This is a genomic window from Colwellia echini, assembly GCF_002843355.2.
In the GTDB taxonomy this organism is placed as follows: domain Bacteria; phylum Pseudomonadota; class Gammaproteobacteria; order Enterobacterales; family Alteromonadaceae; genus Colwellia; species Colwellia echini.
This window is the reverse complement of the sequence record NZ_PJAI02000005.1, coordinates 111,438-129,105: the sequence shown is the minus strand read 5'-3', so window position 1 is coordinate 129,105 and position 17,668 is coordinate 111,438. Positions and strand designations below refer to the sequence as shown.

Here is a 17,668-nt window from a genome sequence, read left to right as displayed (position 1 = left end):
AACAAAGTGTTACTGTTAGTGTTTAACGAACATTCACCGTTACTGTGTCGGTATAGTCGCCACTTTTAGAAGTAATAGTAACCGTTACAGTACCTGTTCTTCTTGCGGTAATAGTGCCGTTATTATTTGGTGCTACCACACTCCAGTTTGTTGAGTTTACCGTGATTTTCTGTTGTGTCGCACAGCTTGGGTAAATACTGTAATCCAAACTAAGTTGTTGCCCTACTTGCATGCTAATAGTCGAATTATTTAACTCAATTCCGCTTACCGGTACCCAGTTTGCACTACAATTTAAGCCTGTATCCGGATTTGGAGTCGGGTTAGATGTACCACCTTCAGCAGCTATAGTCACGTCATCTACATAAGCACGTTGTCCAGCATCACCATTCCATAAATAAATACGGGCAGTGTTGTTAGATGAACCGGTTGTAAAAGTAACGGTTTGTAGAGTGTAGCCAGTAGATGTAACTCGACGTGATGTTTCAGCACCGCCGTAGTTTTTAACACCAAAATAGGCACTTTGGCCATTAGCCCCCACTTTTACCCAAGCAGATAAGGTATAAGTAGTATTAGCTTGCACGGTAATATCTTGAACAATCGCGCCATTACCATTGAGGTAACCAGCATAACTACCACTACGGAGGTTATTATTTACCACCGAACTATTACCATAGCTTGCAGACCAATTAGTTAAAGAGCCGCTTTCGAAGCCTTTATTAGCGACTAAATCATCACTTGGTGTGTCCGGTGTGCTTGTTACTGTTATACGAGTTGTATCAGTAAAGCTTCCATCTTCAGTGGTTGCTACAATATTTGATGTTCCGGCATTAACTGCAGTAACTAAACCACTATCATTTACTCTTGCGGTAGACGTGTTGTTTGACGACCAAGTAATATTTTTATTGCTCGCATTACTAGGGCTTACCGCCGCAGAAAGTTGTGTGGTACTGTCTTCTGATATTGTTACTATGGCAGGTGTAACATCAACACCCGTTACCGCAATATCACCTGTGCTATCTACGTTGACTTCAATTAACTGTATTTCGTCAACATAAGTTAAGCCACCCTGTGGCTGATTAGTAAAGAATACGGTTACTTCTGTGGTATTTGCCGCAGTAGTAAACTGTAAGCTTTTTTCTTGCCAGCGCGGAAAGAAATAACGTACATCAGCTTGTGGACTGCCGTGGCCTCTAACGCCTAAATAAGCATTGTACCAACGGTCACGCTCATTTGTGTTTACTGAATTAGCAACAGCAGAAAGCATATAAGTTGTATTTGGTTTAACTTGTACCACTTGCTCTACACTCGTACCTGTAGCTAAAGACGCTGAGCGATTGCCCGTATGTTTTGCTGAGGTAATACTAGTCGCAGCGCCGCTCCAGCCATTCATACCATTTTCAAAGCCTGAATTAGTTAGTAAGTTCGTTCTATTTTGACAAGTACCACCCGAATTACTAGACGAACGCTGATATACACGTGCGTAATCAATAACAAAATCAATACCGTTAATGCCATTAAAGTGCTCTGATCTAAGATCTTCAGCTCTTACTTCCCAATCAAAAATTTCCATGTCAATCCAAGCACGATGCGGGGCTGTTGCTACCCAAGCATTGCCCATTTCGGCACGTGTTACACAGTTAATTAATGCACCATCAATGTAGATAGCAACATAATTTGGATCCCATTCAAAACCGTAGGTATGAAAACCATCGGCGACATTAAAATCTAATATATGGGCATTGTCCCAAATACGAGTACCGTAGGTTGAAGAACCTGGTACACGCCAATCATGAAAGGATGTATGAAAGCGCTTGCTTGACCAGCGATTGTTTGGGTTCCAACCGTAGCTTTCAAAGGCATCAGTTTCTCCGCCACGACCAGTGGTCCAGTACGAACTAGAAATTGGGCCATTTGCGGCCATTGAACGCATTTCCATATAGCCATATTGAAAGGTATTTTTACCTAATAATGCCGCTGTTGTTACTGGAGCGACTTCACCATAAGAAATCCCTGATTGTGAATTACCACCGCCATTACCGTTAGAGAAATTATAATTAGGATCCCAGCGAGCAGTTAAATATACATAACCATTTTCTACGCGAATGTTATCAGGATTGTATTCAGACGGTGCTCTACCACGCCATTGTCCGTTCCATTGTCCGTTTTCACCTTGGTTAAACCACACATTACGATCAAAAGAATCAGCATTAAATTCGTCTGAAACATTAGGGTTAATTACCCAATCACCATTGTTATTAGGATCAGATAACGGAGGTGGGATATCTACCGCAGCGGCATTGTTTATAGATAAGAAGGAAATAGCGAGTGGAAAAAGCATTTTTAGTTTATTCATAGTACGCTCATTTTTGTTGTTGTTGTTGTTGTTGTTGTTGTTGTTGTTTATTTTTAGTTTATTTATTATCACTGTGTCGTTTGTGGTGAAGCAAACATAACAAATGTTCAGGGTGTTACTGAAAAATACAGGCCAGTTGTCAATGGCCGCTTATCCATTTCTATTGGCATCATTAACAAAAACTTGTATAAATTGGGTTTCAAAATTTGCAAAGTCTGCTTGATAAATACCATTCTCATACAGCGACCAATCAGTCACAATATCAAGTCCAGTTATTGTAACTTCTTCATCGTTATAATTAGTAAAGGTTTGATCTGCATAGGCAACATTAATGGTTTCACGATATGTTCCGGTTCGGATAAATATAGTGCCACCACTTGAAAGGGTATTTGAAGCTTGTTGAATAGTTTTATAGGGATTATTGAGTGAGCCGTCGTTGCTATCATTGCCATTTAAACTATCAACATAAACGTCCATAGCAAAAGTTGAGAAAGGTAAACTTAACAGGGTAAAAATTATTATTTTAAACATTAAACATCTCATTTTACGTTGAATAATTATTGAATGTAAATCTTATTAACAGTCAGTACTTTCTATACCAATAATAGGCTCTGAACCGTCATAGTTATTTAAGTAATACACTCCGCATTCGTCATCCCATGTATAACCTATCCCATGTATAACCTAAAGGGATAACTTTAACGAATTTACCGCCAGGGACTGCACAACATCACCACTAGGAATAGTGTTAGAGTTACTACGTCCGCACCAATCTTCCGCACATGTATTTGAACCGATCGGGGTAACATCGTTCAAACCAATTACATACCTAACAGCTAGGTTCCAATTAGCAAGCGGATACCCACTATTTAATAGAATTGTGTCGCCGCCAGTAACAATAGGGTTTGTTGATTGGTTTTTTCCTTCAATGATTGTTTTTGCATGAACCATTGAGGTACCACTAGATAAAGCACCTTTCATTGCGTGTAACGTGGCAATTTTAGCATCGGTACTGATATCTATATATTTAGGTACCGCCGTAACAGCTAAAATACCTAATATAACAATGACAACGACTAATTCTATTAGAGTAAAACCTTGTTGATTTTGATTCATCTACTTACCTATCTATTTAATTTTTATTAAAACACGTATTGCGACAATACTTATAAAAGATGATACTTAGCTAAACATAATATGTTTACGTTAATCGTAAAGGAATTAAAAAGCAATAATTTTTGTTAATAAATCACAACTGTCAAACAAGTAAAGTTAACTTTAATTTAACGTAAGGGTAACGTAATAATAACGCAATAATAACGTAAGAGAGGTTTTTATCCTGTTGTTATACGCTCTAGATGCAATATATAGAGCAATTTTGATTAATTGAAAAAATACAAGAAATAAATAACTGTGAATAGAGTTTATAAAATTCAAATAATAAAAAAAGGTTCTAACCATGTTGAAAAAATTTAAAAGAAAGCCTGCACTACTTGCCTTATCATGTTTTGCATTAACATCTCATGCTTTTGCTGAGAATGTTAAACCCAATATTCTCGTTATATTACTCGATGATTTAGGCTATGCCGATGTTGGGTTTATGGAGAACGCAGAGCCAGATATTTACACGCCTAATATTGATCAAATAGCCAGTGAAGGGACCATTTTTTCTTCTGCGTATGTTACTCATCCATATTGCGGACCAAGCCGGGCAGGGTTAATGACTGGCCGCTATCAACATGAGTTTGGCGCACAATTTAATCTTGCTGGCTATTCCGAGCATGGCATTGATGTATCTGAAACTTTTTTTAGTTCCGTATTACAAGATGCTGGTTATCAAACAGGTCTTATTGGCAAGTGGCACTTAGGCGAAGAACATCAGTATCAGCCGAATCAACGTGGTTTTGATTATTTTTACGGTATGTTAGGCGGCGGTCATAATTATTTTACCAATGACTTCAATCCTGCAAGGGGCTATGTAAGAAATGAAAACGTCAATAATTACAGGATTCCGTTAGTTGAAAATGATAGCTTAGCCCCTGAAACAGGGTATGAAAATAACTTATATATCACTGATATGTTCACCGATGCAGGGGTCAATTTTATTGAGCGAGCGCAATCTGATGACGACAAGCCATTTTTGTTATTTATGTCATACAATGCACCGCATACACCTGAGCAAGCAACTGATGCTGATAAAGTGGAACTGCGAAATATTTTAGGTAGTAAAGCTTCAAATGACACAGGTCGTCATAATTATTCAGCGATGGTTTATGCTGTAGATCGTGGCGTTAAAAAATTGGTTGAAAAGCTTAAAGCAACGGGTGAGTACAACAACACCGTTATTGTTTTTTTAAGTGATAATGGCGGTAAAATTTCTAATATTACCCATGCTAAGAATACTCCCTTAAAGCAAGGTAAAGGTGCAACCTATGAAGGTGGCATTCGAGTACCTATGTTCATTAGCTGGCCAGATGGCAATGTACCACAAACAACCTTTAATCACCCCGTTTCATCATTAGATTTATATCCAACCTTTTTAGGGCTTGCTGGTGCAGATAAGCCTAACGGAAAAGAATTACATGGTAAAAATATTCTACCAAATATTCTTAATAATACTAATGCTAGGAAAACTGAGCCGCTATTTTTTATGCGTCATGATCCAAATGGTAATAATGGTGGAGGTAACCGAACCTCGGTTATTTTAAATAACCATAAGTGGTTTAACCCTGGTTCAGGTACTTGGGTATATTTTGATCTTGCAACAGACATTGGAGAAGAAAATCCTATTTCACAAACAAATAAATCAGATCTAGATTATCTTATAGACTCAGTTTATCAGTGGACAACAACACATATTCGTCCACTTTTTTTTGATGATGAAGACCGTTATGGCTTTGAAGCAGGTTGGGACAGTAACAACATGCCTAACTTTGGTAAAACTTTCCCAGACCGTTTTGACGAGGCAGATTATATAATTTCGCCGACACCTGAGCCAACTCCGACACCTGAGCCAGCTCCGACACCAGAGCCAACTCCAACACCTGAGCCAGCTCCGACACCTGAGCCAGCTCCGACACCTGAGCCAGCTCCGACACCTGAGCCTGAACTTACACCAGAGCCAGCTCCAGAGGATGAGCAAATACCGGTAGTAGAAAAAGTGGGTGGAGGTAGTGTCGGGATTTGGTCAATTTTACTTGCTTTTTCTACGCTTGTCCGTCTAAGAAGAAAGTAATAGCACTTCTTCGATGGGTTTAAAAGCACGTTAGACGGCGTTAAATAATGTAAAAATAGAATGACTATATTGAACATTATTCTCCTTGTTTAACGTGCTTTTAATTCCCACTGAAATCCCGCACTTTGAATGGTAACGGGTATATATCACATTAGCACTTGCATCAGCCTCTACTTCATTACATAAAAGTGCTTTGATAATGAATGAATCAATATCATTGTCTAGAACTAATTTTATTATCTAATTTCATGATCTTACAAAATATATTATCCAGATCTCAAGTCAGGTTATGTACCTTTATCATTCCAAGTTATTTTACTTAACTTATACTTAAGTTCTTTTATCAGCGCTTTATATTTCTTCTCGCCTACTATGTTATTCCATTCGTGAGGATCTGCATGCAAATCAAAAAGATATTCTTTCCCCTTACTACCTATAGTAAATCGGTATTGCTCCGTTATAGCGCTAAAGCTTCCTTGCGATGAACTAAAAGCAATATTATCCCAACCGATGTTTGGACTTTTTAATATAGGTACTAAACTTTTTCCGTGAAAAGTAACCTTTTCAGTTTTTTTGATACCTGCAAGTTCAAGGAGTGTAGGGTATATATCAATATTTTGAACAAGCTGTTGTGCTTGAATACCTTTACTTAACCCTGGAGCTTTAATCATCATTGGCATACGCGTAGCGACTTCATAGGGGGTATGTTTACGCCATAATCCATGATCGCTTAAGTGGTAACCATGATCTCCCCACATAAGGATAATGCTATTCTCATATAAATTTTGTTCTTTTAACGCAGTAATTATCTTTCCCATTTGAGCATCTGCAAAAGAAGTACTGGCTAAATAACCTCGAATAATTAGTTTAGCTTCAGCATCACTTAAGCCCTCATTCCAGCCATGTTTATTTGCAAACTTATTAGAGAACTCATCATTGCTAATGATAATATCGGCATTAGTTGGTTTAATTTCGAGTGTTGCTATGTCTTTGGGATATAAATCAAAATATTTTTTAGGAGCAACAAATGGTAGATGTGGGCGAGAAAACCCCGCTGAAATGATGAAAGGTTTTGTTTTATCGCGTTTACTTAAAAAGGCGATCACTTCGTCAGCCACTTGTCCGTCATTAAGTAAAGTATCTGGTCCATTAATTGAGGCATAGATAAGTGCAGCATCACCTTTACCATTAGCAAGGTAATCTTCTAACTGCGCAGATTGGCCTCCTTTTTCGACAATATGCTTGATGATTAATGGTGAGCCATCTTTATATTTTTTGTCGATAAATTGAGGGCCTGCAACATGCCAAACATCTTGTTCAATAGACGGTACATCGCCATGGTATAACTTGCCTCGTGTTCCTAACCAATAACCGTTGTTATAAAAAGTTCTTGCCCAGGTGTCTTGTACCGAGATCATATTATTATATATTTCACTGCCTTTAGTTTTATTCGCGGCATAAACTTTACGCTGTGCTTTACTGGGTTTTTCAAATCGTATCCCTGTCATCATTGCTGCACGAGATTGCGCACAAACAGGGTAGGTAACATAGGCTTTATTAAATTGTACCGAGTCTAGTGCAAGGGCATCAAGATTTGGTGTAATAGCTTCCTGAACGGCATAGCTTTTTGTCATTGGTCGTAAATCATCAAAAGAAAAAATAATAATATTCGGTTGAGTGTTCGCTAAAAGTGAAAAGTTAAAGAATATAGTAGCTATAAGGAGGCAATAAATGATTAAACGTTGGTAAATATTCATAATTAAGGTCTTATTTTATTTTCACTAAGCTAAGCTTAGAAATTAAGGAAGAAGTAGGGGGGGATTTAAAATTTTTAATGAGAATTTTGAAATTAAACTTTGAGCTTATCTCACCAGTCTGATTGGTAGTTTGGTTGGCAGCTAACAAGCATTAGAAAAAAAAAAACACCTAAGCCATAACAGCTTAAATGCTTTTTATTAAATCTACTTGGCAATTTAACAGCTTACAGTTCAAAGACTGTAAGCTGAGCCTTTACAAAACTTAGCCTTAAAAATTGAAAGGAATTATTCTAAATCACCATCAATGAATGCCCAACCTTGTTCTGTCGTCAGTTTGTCTCGAGCAGCTTGACCCGCGGCGGAGTAATCACTATCTCCAGCGTTGAAGTTTGTAATATTATCCCATACATTTAACTCTGCCCAAGAAATTAGTAATGCATCATAGTTAGCTGTAGATAAGGTTACATTATTCATGAAGTTACCAAAGTTGTTAACAAGTAGAGGTTGCCAATCAGATAAATCTTGATCGAATTGTGTTGCATCGCCAAACATATTCGCCATGTTTGTAATTGTACTTACATCCCAATGTCCAACAGGACTGTTCATAGGGGTTGATCTAAACATAGCGTTCATCGCAGGACCAGCTGATAAGTCAGGTGCATCTGTGGCATTTACAGCTAAGTTGGCACAACCCATAAATGCGGTACCAAACTTAGTCCATACAGCATCCCCCCATTGTTCAATACTTGTTATTTTGTCGTGGTTTGGAGAATGATTTCCACCAAAGTTTATTTGCGTAAAGGTACCCGAAATAGTTACGGTATAAGTACCCGCAGTAGCATAAGTATGCTGTGCAGTATGATCAGTTCCGGTATAATCATTTGAGGCACCATCACCCCATGTAACGTTATAGTCATATTCTGTATTTGGGTGAATTTGAAAAGTAGTAGGAATAGTAATCGATAAATCGCCATCGGTAACTGTCCACGTAGTGATAAAGCTTGATGTGTCAGAAGCTTCAATCACAGTTACATTACGAACAACTTCTTCAGCTGCGTTGCCTGCGGTATCCATTACGTTATATGTGACCGTATAAGAACCTGCTACTTCAGAATTTACTTCAGTTGAATCGATTACAGCATCTAAATTTGCATCCACATTGTCAGTTACCGTAGCACCTAATTCTTCATAGGTATCACCAACGGTTAACTCTACATCCATTTCACCAACTAAAGCGATTACAGGTGCTGTAACATCAGCATCTGTACTTACAATAACGGTTCTGGTTTTGGTTTCAGCAATATTGCCTGCTGCATCTGTTACATTATAAGTTACCGTATAAGTGCCTACAGTAGTTGTGTCAACTGTTGAAACCATTACGGCTTCTAAGTCAGTGTCTACATCGTCAGTTACTGTAGCACCAGCGTCTGAATAATCAGTATTAATAGGTATCGTTATTTCAGCAGCTCCAAGTAAAACTATCGTTGGTGCAGTTACATCTTCAGGATCCTCCGTTATATTTGCTGCATTGACAATAACTGTCCTCGTTAAAGCTTCAGCTGCATTTCCTGAAGCATCAGATACATTATAGGTAAGCGTATAAGTTCCGGCAGTAGCAGGATCAACTGTGCCAGAGACAACAACGGTTAAATTATCGTCAGCGTTATCTGTAGCTGTAGCGCCTTCATCTTCATAGGTATCACCCACAGTTAATGTCACTTCAGTATCACCAGTCAATGTGATTACCGGTGATACTGAGTCAACAACATTCACGGTTCTAGAAACAGCTGTAGCAGAGTTACCGGCAACATCTGTTGCGTTATAGGTAATAGTGTAAGAACCAACCTGATTAGTATCTACTTCACCTGACGGAGTGGCTGCGAAAGAACCATCTACAGCATCAGTTGCCGTTGCGCCTGATTCACTGTAAGCCGAGCCATACTCTAGCGAAACAGTGGCACTGCCTTCTAAAGTTATAACGGGGGCTACAATATCAGTTCCTTTAACCTCATCAATAATCTCATTGACATCAGAATCACTATTACAACCTGTAGCAAGTACAGAAGCAATAACTACCGATAACCACTTTTTTTTACTCAAGTTTGAATATGTATCTGCATTATTTATAAACATGCTGTTTCCTCATTATTTTATTATTTTATTATTTATTATTTTAATAAATGTTAACTCAGTCTTTTGATACACAGCTTGTCAGTTAGGGAACAAACTAAGCCACAAAAGTCCTACAAACACAAACATATCATGTTTATTTTTATTGTACATTAAATTGTTGAAATAAATTACTTGTCAGCTGATGAATTAGTATTCGGTAGACATGCAGAATTGTTTTAGGCTTTGATTGCAGGGGCTTTCAATAAGGTTTCTTAATTATGAAAATCAAAAAGGACCGCACATATTGATGATTATCCCTAAGGTTGAAACTGGCTAAATAATTGAAAATGATATTTTTCATAGAGTTAATTGAAGTATTTCTAAGTTATTGTGGTTTTAAATACTCTTAAGCTTAATTAGTTGTATTGGTATAATATCTATCTCACTAAATAGGGGTTTGAAATTACTTACTAAAATAACTAACTAGGTTCCTAGTTGTTCGTTATTTATTTAATCATCAAATTAAACGATGTTTAAGGGGATAAAATTAATTAATAAGTAGTTAAGATTGTGTTTTTTAGGGGATTAAAGTAGAATTTCGGTCACTTTCTTTTAATTATATAAACATATAACGTTTCAGTACCTATTATGAGTGAATTAGTTTATTACGATTTAAAACGCGCCGCAACCATGACGCCAAGTATGCCGATACAAGTTGCCCGTGAGCTAGGCCGGAGAATCGTCGCAGGGACCATTGAAGAAGGTACATTAATTGATGATGAAACTTCTTTAACTGAGAAATATCAAGTAAGCCGTGTTGTTATTAGAGATGCGGTAAAAATACTTGTGGGAAAAGGGCTTTTGGATGTCCGTCGAGGTATAGGAACTCGTGTTAAGCCTAGAACCCAATGGGTGTTATGGGATGACGATGTACTTGCGTGGCACGTTAGTGCTCCACCTAATAAAGACTTTATTCATCAATTAATGGATATCCGTTTAGCTTTTGAACCTAAAGCTGCTCGTTGGGCTGCAGAAAGAGCCACACCAGAAGCATTAGCTGAAATTGAAGCCGCTTGTATTGGTATGGAGCTTGAAAAAGGCTCAGTGGAAAAATTTATTATTGCCGATGCTTTATTTCATCGTTCTGTGCTTAGAGCAGCCCGTAATGACTATTTAACAGCGATGGAAGGGGTAATTTATTCTGCATTATTAATTAGTGTGCAAATTACCAATAGCGATCCTAGAGAAAATAGCTCATCTGTACCTTTTCATCGAGAAGTTTATCAGGCAATTGCAAATAAAGATGGCGTTTTAGCTGAGCAATTAACTGAAAAATTATTAAAAGACGCTATTAGACGCTTGCAAGAAGCTTTTGGTAGTGGATTTAAATCATAAGACCACTCTTTATATTTAGTCTGTCCCAAGTAAAGAAGTAAGTGCTACAATTGATAGCACTTACTTCTATATCTCCTATATTTCCCGTAGAAAATAACTAAAAAATAATAACAAATTCAAAGCCAATGATTGAGTAATAGCGAACTATTGTGATTGTTCGCAATGCAGAAAGTGATTATTTATACCATTTGCAGATGATTGATTTATTATTTTAATTGGTAGTAAGCTGTGGCTGATTAACACACCACAGCTTAATAAAAATACTACCAGTTTTGCACACTACCATCGTAGTTAGTTAAATGTGGAGCTTCAGTGAAGGTTGCACTTTGCTCTGCAATTTTATCTTCGTTCACTTCAACACCTAACCCAGGTAGCTCAGGGATGATAAAGTTAGGGCCATCCATTGTTGCTTGCACAGGGAATAACTCTGGATTATCAAAACCAAGTTGCTCAAATGGTGAAGAGCGACATTCTAACCAGCTAAAGTTAGGTACAGCAGCTGCCAAGTGAATAGAAGCAGCAGTACAAATAGGGCCTAATGGGTTGTGCATAACTAAATCTATATAATGCGCTTCAGACCAACCAGCAACTTTCAACGCTTCAGTGAAACCACCCACGTTACAAATATCTAAACGGTTATATTGCATTAATTCTTTTTCAATAAATGGTAAAAATTGCCATTTCGATGAGAATTCTTCACCAATTGCGAAGGGAATATTAGTTAATTTTCTTAGTGTTTCGTAAGCTTCAGGTGTTTCATCACGTATAGGCTCTTCTAAGAAGTCTAGGGTGCCTGATGGTAATTTTTGACATAAAGACGCGGCTTCAGCAACACTTAAACGGTGATGGAACTCAAGACCAAGTACCACTTCATGACCAAGTACCTCGCGTGCTTTAATTAACCAAGGCACAGTTTTGTTGATTGATTCTCGTGGCTCCCAGTTTGCAACACCAGTACTGTTATAGGCAGCGCCCATTCCATCTGCGATGAAGCGAATACATTTCCATCCCATTTCTTTTAACTGAACCGCTTGTTCAATCATTAATTCGCCCGGCTCTGCTGGTACAGTAGCAAATGCGGGAACGATATCGCGCTGCTTACCGCCAATTAATTGGTAAACAGGAACACCTAGCGCTTTACCCTTTATATCGTGCAATGCAATGTCAATCGCTGCCATAGCAGCAGTAACAACTCGACCGCCTTCAAAATAATGGCTACGGTAGCATTCTTGCCAAATACGACCAATATTCATTGGATCTTGTCCAAGAAGGAACTTAGAAAAATGCTCAATCATCATGGCTACGGCTTGTTCTCTAAAAGAAAAACCTGCTTCGCCCCAACCGTAAAGACCTTCGTCTGTTTCTACTTTAACGATAAGTTGGTTGCGGGCACCAACCCATATAACGTGAGGAGTAATTTTAGATATTTTCATAACATCCACCTTAAAAATATATTCATAAAAATTTAGAAAAAAAAAGCTCAGAGTGAAAACCATGAGCTCTAGAAATTATCCATAATAGCTGTGGCTATTTAGTTAATGCGTTGAATGTTTCAACAAATTTCTTTGCATTAGCTCGAATTTGATCATCAGTCATATTTGGCTTATATAAAGAAGAGCCTAAACCAAAACCGTTAGCACCAATATCTAATAATGGTTTCATGCTTTCTACTGTTGGGTCTACACCGCCAACAGGGAAAGACAACGCCTCAGGAGGTAAAACTGACTTTAATGCTTTGTAGCCATCGAGACCTAGAGCAGAAACAGGGAATAACTTAATGCCAGTTGCGCCTGCAGCTAGTGCATTAAATGCTTCTGTTGGTGTAACTACGCCAGGAAAAGTAGCACAGCCTGCTTCAACAGTAAGTTTTATCACTTCTTCGTTCATGTTAGGTGTAACAATTAAATTAGCACCTGTTGCAATAACATCTTTTGCTTTTTGTACCGTTGTTACTGTGCCTGCACCAATTAAATATTTTTCACCAAAAGCATCAACCAAATTTTTAATACTAACCAATGGCTCTGGGCTATTTAATGGCACTTCAATCATAGTGAAGCCTTCATCAATTAATATTTGACCTATACGAACAACATCTTGTGGTAAAACACCACGGATGATTGCGATTAATGGTAGGTGCTCATCAAGATTATAGCGTTTAGTCATTATTTTATCCTTTGTTCAATACGGTAATTAAATCGGCCATACCTGCAAGAAAACACTCATCACCGTTCATATACGTTGATTCAATAGCGAGTTCAGTACAAGCAAGCTGGTATCTGTCACATAAGCCTTTACCACCAACCAAGTAAACATGGTCGTTAGCTAAGCTTTTTAATTCATTACCTATCAATAAACCAGATAAGTAATCTAATATTTCGGTATCTTTAATGTTATTAAACAAGCGGTGAGTACGTGCCGCAAAAAGCGTGCTAGTTAATTTGTCTGTTTTGCCTTCACTTACACCACGTAAAAATGCTGGTTGGCTATCTACTTGCTCAGGTAAACCTTTACCTAAGATAGTATGCTGTGAAATTACAGAAAATAATTCACCGGTCATAAAAGAGGAAAACTCTGTCATTTTATTATTTTCAAAACGCGCATGCTTACTATGAGTACCTGGTAAAATAGCGTTTAGCGCACTTTTACCTGTTATTTTAGCCAAGCCAAATAACTGAACTTCTTCACCACGCATAACGTCATAGGCGCCTGTTTCTAATTCATGGCTAACACCTGGAATAATTGTTGCTTTAGCACCCCAAGGTAAATTAAAACTATGTACGTTAGCGCTTAATGATGCTTCATCAGTAGGCGTTGAAACATAATCAACATTTACCCAGCCAGCTTGTGAGCCAACCATGCCAGCCATAAAAATAGGTAATGCTTGGTAGGTATCTAACCAAGGAGCTAATACTTCTTCTAAGGATTGTGCGAACTTACCGTCTTCAACTTGTAACAAGCCCATGCCAAGTTCTTTCTTATCCACTTGTTGGTTTTGTGCATTCATCGCAAAGGCACGGAAATTTGTGGTACCCCAATCAATAATTAAATAACTAATTTTTTTGTTTTCTAATGTCATAAGTTAAGCTCATTTTTTAAAAATAAACGAGGCACCGCTGCGTGCTCAGTGCCTTATAAAAATTATCCCAAGCTTAACTTGGGATAATTATGTTCTATGTGCGTACTAAATCTTTTTCAATTTGTTCAATAGTTTTACCCTTGGTTTCAGGCATGATGAAGAACATAACAATTAAACCAATTAGTCCAATAACACCATACATTAAGAACACATTAGCGGCGCCAAAATTACTTAAACTCCAAGGGAATAATTCACTGATAGACCATGAAGAAAGTGTTTGAACTAAAGCGGCAAATGGTAATGCAACACTTCGAACGTTATTCGGAAATATCTCAGAGAAAACTACCCATAATATCGGACCAATAGACATATTAAATGCCGCTAACATGGCAAATAATCCAAACAAGATAAGCATAGGTTTAATACCAACAATCGATTGATTGATAATAGCACCGCTTGCTAGAGGTAATTCTTTCTTGGTAAATATTTCAGCTAGTTTGGCTTTTAACTCAACATCATTTGCAAACGTTTTACCTTCTAACGCGCCTAACTTAGTTAAATCAACAGTAGCGCCTTCTAATTGCTGTTCAATATTAACCATTGCCGCCGGATTAAATACATAGGTAGAGTCTTTAAAACCCATCCATGTAGAGGTATGTGCAACAACAACAAGAGCAAGGCCAGCAAGGGTTAAGAAGCGACGACCCAGTTTTTCAACGGTGAATATTGCGATGAATACAGCAGCTAAATTAACAATACCCATAATAACTGTTTGCATGAAACTATCTTCTGTTGTCATACCTATTTGCTCAAAAATCATAGGAGCAAAGGATAAAATAGCATTCATACCTGTACCGCCCTGTACAATGGCGTAGGCTATTGCAATCCATAAAATAAGCGACATACGTTTAGTAAATAGATTTTTTAATTGGCTTAAAGTATCTGTTTTAGTTTCATTATGAAAACTGTCTTGAACATCAGAAATCATGCCTTCAATTTCTTCGGTTGGAGTAATTGTTTGTAGAATGCTACGAGCTTCCTCAATACGACCTTTCTTAATTAACCAACGTGGTGACTCTGGAATTTTAAAAATTAATGCGATCCAAATTACATTAGCAATAAGTTCAGCACCAAGCATGTAGCGCCAAATATTTTGATCAGTTAACCAAGTAATAGAGTTCAAATTTTTAATGAAAAAGTAGTTAACGACCGAAGCAAGTAAAATACCTAAAGCAATCATCAATTGGTTGACAGAAACAAACTTACCACGTTGATTTGCCGGGGCTATTTCACCGATATACATAGCAGAAACAGTAATAGAGGCAAATGCAGCGCCACCAATAAAACGGCCTACAACGAGCATTTCATAATTAACAGCAAAAGCGGACAAAATAGAAGAAAGTGAATACGCGAAGGCAATACCTAGTAATATTTTTTTACGGCCAAATCGTTCGCACAAGGTGCCAACAAAAAACAAGGCCAATACTACTCCCAAAAATCCTATACCAACTACACGACCTATTTGTCCATCGTCTAGACTAAATATTGAACTGATAAAGCGAATAGCACCTGAGATGTTCATTAGGTCTAAACCAAAAACAAACCCCCCGAACGCAGCAACTAGTGCATAAAAAGAAACATTCTTATCTATACTTGTCATCATATATACCTATTAAACCTCATTATAATTAAATATCATTTCTAATTATTCTATTGTAAATCTAACACTGGAACATGAAAGATACAATAAATATAAACATATGATGTTTATATTTTTGTTTTTTTATATTACTATGAGCTTATCTACAATTATTACATTGTAAAATAAAATATTGTTTTCAATGTCTAACCATACGTTTTTTATAGGAAATAGTCTTAAAATGAATCCACGTTTAAATAAAAAAGTAGCTATTGTTACTGGAGCATCCGAAGGCATTGGGCAAGCAATCGCTGAATTATTTTGCCAAGAAGGAGCATTAGTGTGTGTGGCAGACATTAATGAAGCACTTGGGCATAAAGTTGTAGAAAGTCTAATCGAAAATGGCGGAAAAGCCATTTTTGTAAAAACAGATGTTGCTGATATAGACTCTGTTAAAAATATGGTTAAAGAGACGGTGAAATTATTAGGGGAACCTAATATTTTAATAAACAATGCAGGTATTATTTACCAAAATGAATCGCCTTTGGATACAACTCAAGAACAATGGGATAAAAGCTTTAACGTTAACTTAGATGGCATGTGGCATTGTAGTAAAGAAGTGCTGCCTTATATGCAAAAAGCAGGTAAAGGCTCAATTGTAAACATTGGCTCGGTACATTCATTCAAAATTGTCCCTAATCACTTTCCTTACGCGGTAACAAAACATGCCATTATTGGTTTAACTAAAAACTTAGCGGTTGAGTTTGGTGAATTCAATATTCGAGTCAATGCATTATGTCCAGGTATGGTTGAAACACCTGCAGCCTTTAAATGGTTTGCTGAGTCTGAAGATCCTGCAGCGGCTAGAAAGAAACTAGGTGACATTCATCCATTAAGACGTAATGCTTCGTGTGAAGAGATAGCTTACCCTGCATTATTCTTAGCTGGTGAAGAATCAAGCTTTATGACAGGACAAAGTATGATCGTCGACGGTGGCCGATCCGTGGTTTACCACCTGTAGTAATTACAACACCACTAAGTGTAATGAGGTTTTTTGTCCCCAGTGCAAAATTACACTTGTAATTTTGCACATAAGAAATTTAACGGGGGTTAGGTTACACGGATTGTCAGGAGTTAAATTGAACGTTATTACTAGCAATATAAAATGGATAATGATTATTGCAGGTTTACTTACTTGTTCAATGATTTTTGCGGTATTCGCACCTCAAAGTACTTTAATAAGTATGTTTGGTGAAACACTTACCGAACCATTAGCTCAGGTTGTTGTTCGAAGTTGGGGATTTCTTATTTTCCTGATGGGTGTTTTATTGATTTCTGGGGCTTTTAACCCTGTATATCGTAATTTGGCTCTAGTTCTTACAAGTATTAGTAAAATAGCATTTATATTTATAATTTTTATGTTTGGAGCACAATATATTGATAAATGTTTAATAACTATAGTGTTGGATTCCGTTTTAGTTATTATTTTCCTTACTTATTTAGTTAAGGTAAAAAGTGTCACCTACAAGAATATTAAACGGAAAAATCACAGGAAGTTTGGCGTTTAAATTATCTATTGTCATTTTGTCGTTATTACTTTGTACTTCCTGTTTGGACTCTCATATTGATATGCCAGTTATAGATTTATCGAATTTTTAAATAGTGGATTTCAATAAATAAGTTAAAGGTAGCTGGAGTCAGGTTTGTTTTATTAAACCTTATCCTAGAGATATTGATATTTAAAGCAGGTTTGGTATTAAGCCGGAACTAGAATAAAATACTAATATTCAACTAAATGATGGTTATGTCGTTTTAAGCTTCCGTATCAATACTCAAGTCCTATCTTACTTTAAAGTATCAAGGTCGCCATTCGACTTTACTCAGCTTGGACATACCTGTATAAATAGAGATAAATCAAAATTTAGTGTTAAAGATAAAGTAATTAACTTTGAGCAATGTCACAATAAGTCAATCAAGCAGAACTAAATACAGCTGGCTGTTTTTGTCCGTCAATATTTGGATAATTGGATGAGATAAACCACCCAATCACATTAAAAAATGCCAAGCATTATCATCTAAATCGGCCACCAAATAACCACAT

Annotated in this window: 13 protein-coding genes; 4 read left to right on the top strand and 9 right to left on the bottom strand. The window is 37.1% G+C overall.

The window, feature by feature from the left end; all coding sequences use genetic code 11:
* Positions 1-22 precede the first annotated feature (22 nt).
* The 3 genes from CWS31_RS06560 to CWS31_RS17920 form a co-directional block, all read right to left on the bottom strand.
* Positions 23-2,353, bottom strand: a complete 2,331-nt coding sequence (locus CWS31_RS06560) for an Ig-like domain-containing protein (protein WP_148747711.1) — start codon at positions 2,351-2,353, stop codon at positions 23-25.
* A gap of 150 nt (positions 2,354-2,503) precedes the next feature.
* On the bottom strand, positions 2,504-2,884 hold the full coding sequence (locus tag CWS31_RS06555; RefSeq protein WP_170252786.1) for a DUF1565 domain-containing protein: 381 nt from the start codon (positions 2,882-2,884) through the stop codon (positions 2,504-2,506).
* 153 nt (positions 2,885-3,037) lie between these two features.
* Positions 3,038-3,469 (bottom strand): type IV pilin protein, encoded by a 432-nt coding sequence (locus CWS31_RS17920; RefSeq protein ID WP_148747709.1) that lies wholly within the window; start codon positions 3,467-3,469, stop codon positions 3,038-3,040.
* Positions 3,470-3,812: 343 nt separating this feature from the next.
* Here CWS31_RS17920 and CWS31_RS06545 point away from each other — a divergent pair, with 343 nt between their 5' ends.
* The gene (locus CWS31_RS06545) at positions 3,813-5,588 is read left to right on the top strand and encodes a sulfatase-like hydrolase/transferase (RefSeq protein WP_148747708.1); all 1,776 of its coding nucleotides are present in this window, start codon (positions 3,813-3,815) and stop codon (positions 5,586-5,588) included.
* Positions 5,589-5,875: 287 nt separating this feature from the next.
* Here CWS31_RS06545 and CWS31_RS06540 read toward each other — a convergent pair whose 3' ends face one another.
* Positions 5,876-7,345 carry a sulfatase gene (locus tag CWS31_RS06540; protein ID WP_148747707.1) on the bottom strand — a complete coding sequence of 490 codons (1,470 nt, stop codon included), beginning with the start codon at positions 7,343-7,345 and terminating at the stop codon, positions 5,876-5,878.
* A gap of 285 nt (positions 7,346-7,630) precedes the next feature.
* Entirely contained in the window at positions 7,631-9,478 is a 1,848-nt protein-coding gene (locus tag CWS31_RS06535) for an immunoglobulin-like domain-containing protein (protein WP_148747706.1), read from the bottom strand.
* Positions 9,479-10,105: 627 nt separating this feature from the next.
* Here CWS31_RS06535 and CWS31_RS06530 point away from each other — a divergent pair.
* A complete protein-coding gene (locus CWS31_RS06530) occupies positions 10,106-10,852 on the top strand; it encodes a FadR/GntR family transcriptional regulator (protein ID WP_148747705.1) in 747 nt (248 codons plus the stop codon).
* A 263-nt stretch (positions 10,853-11,115) separates the two neighbouring features.
* Here CWS31_RS06530 and CWS31_RS06525 read toward each other — a convergent pair whose 3' ends face one another.
* From CWS31_RS06525 to CWS31_RS06510, 4 genes are all read right to left on the bottom strand, one after another.
* A complete protein-coding gene (locus CWS31_RS06525) occupies positions 11,116-12,285 on the bottom strand; it encodes a mandelate racemase/muconate lactonizing enzyme family protein (protein ID WP_148747704.1) in 1,170 nt (389 codons plus the stop codon).
* Positions 12,286-12,379: 94 nt separating this feature from the next.
* The gene (locus CWS31_RS06520) at positions 12,380-13,015 is read right to left on the bottom strand and encodes a 2-dehydro-3-deoxy-6-phosphogalactonate aldolase (protein WP_148747703.1); all 636 of its coding nucleotides are present in this window, start codon (positions 13,013-13,015) and stop codon (positions 12,380-12,382) included.
* A 4-nt stretch (positions 13,016-13,019) separates the two neighbouring features.
* Positions 13,020-13,928, bottom strand: coding sequence for a 2-dehydro-3-deoxygalactonokinase (locus CWS31_RS06515; protein WP_148747702.1), 909 nt, complete (start codon positions 13,926-13,928; stop codon positions 13,020-13,022).
* Positions 13,929-14,022: 94 nt separating this feature from the next.
* Complete coding sequence (locus tag CWS31_RS06510; RefSeq protein ID WP_246143401.1) at positions 14,023-15,591, bottom strand: sugar porter family MFS transporter; 1,569 nt, start codon at positions 15,589-15,591, stop codon at positions 14,023-14,025.
* Between the two features lie 217 nt (positions 15,592-15,808).
* On the opposite strand from CWS31_RS06510, the gene CWS31_RS06505 reads away from it, so the two are divergent.
* Positions 15,809-16,588 (top strand): glucose 1-dehydrogenase, encoded by a 780-nt coding sequence (locus CWS31_RS06505; RefSeq protein WP_148747701.1) that lies wholly within the window; start codon positions 15,809-15,811, stop codon positions 16,586-16,588.
* Positions 16,589-16,706: 118 nt separating this feature from the next.
* A complete protein-coding gene (locus CWS31_RS06500; protein WP_148747700.1) occupies positions 16,707-17,135 on the top strand; it encodes a hypothetical protein in 429 nt (142 codons plus the stop codon).
* Positions 17,136-17,668 lie beyond the last annotated feature (533 nt).

Coding starts and splice junctions, on each gene's coding strand:
- CWS31_RS06560 (WP_148747711.1), bottom strand. CDS start 2,353: ATGAATAAACTAAAAATGCTTTTTCCACTCGCTATTTCCTTCTTATCT.
- CWS31_RS06515 (WP_148747702.1), bottom strand. CDS start 13,928: ATGACATTAGAAAACAAAAAAATTAGTTATTTAATTATTGATTGGGGT.
- CWS31_RS06505 (WP_148747701.1), top strand. CDS start 15,809: ATGAATCCACGTTTAAATAAAAAAGTAGCTATTGTTACTGGAGCATCC.
- CWS31_RS06540 (WP_148747707.1), bottom strand. CDS start 7,345: ATGAATATTTACCAACGTTTAATCATTTATTGCCTCCTTATAGCTACT.
- CWS31_RS06510 (WP_246143401.1), bottom strand. CDS start 15,591: ATGATGACAAGTATAGATAAGAATGTTTCTTTTTATGCACTAGTTGCT.
- CWS31_RS06525 (WP_148747704.1), bottom strand. CDS start 12,285: ATGAAAATATCTAAAATTACTCCTCACGTTATATGGGTTGGTGCCCGC.
- CWS31_RS06530 (WP_148747705.1), top strand. CDS start 10,106: ATGAGTGAATTAGTTTATTACGATTTAAAACGCGCCGCAACCATGACG.
- CWS31_RS06545 (WP_148747708.1), top strand. CDS start 3,813: ATGTTGAAAAAATTTAAAAGAAAGCCTGCACTACTTGCCTTATCATGT.
- CWS31_RS06555 (WP_170252786.1), bottom strand. CDS start 2,884: ATGTTTAAAATAATAATTTTTACCCTGTTAAGTTTACCTTTCTCAACT.
- CWS31_RS06535 (WP_148747706.1), bottom strand. CDS start 9,478: ATGTTTATAAATAATGCAGATACATATTCAAACTTGAGTAAAAAAAAG.
- CWS31_RS17920 (WP_148747709.1), bottom strand. CDS start 3,469: ATGAATCAAAATCAACAAGGTTTTACTCTAATAGAATTAGTCGTTGTC.
- CWS31_RS06520 (WP_148747703.1), bottom strand. CDS start 13,015: ATGACTAAACGCTATAATCTTGATGAGCACCTACCATTAATCGCAATC.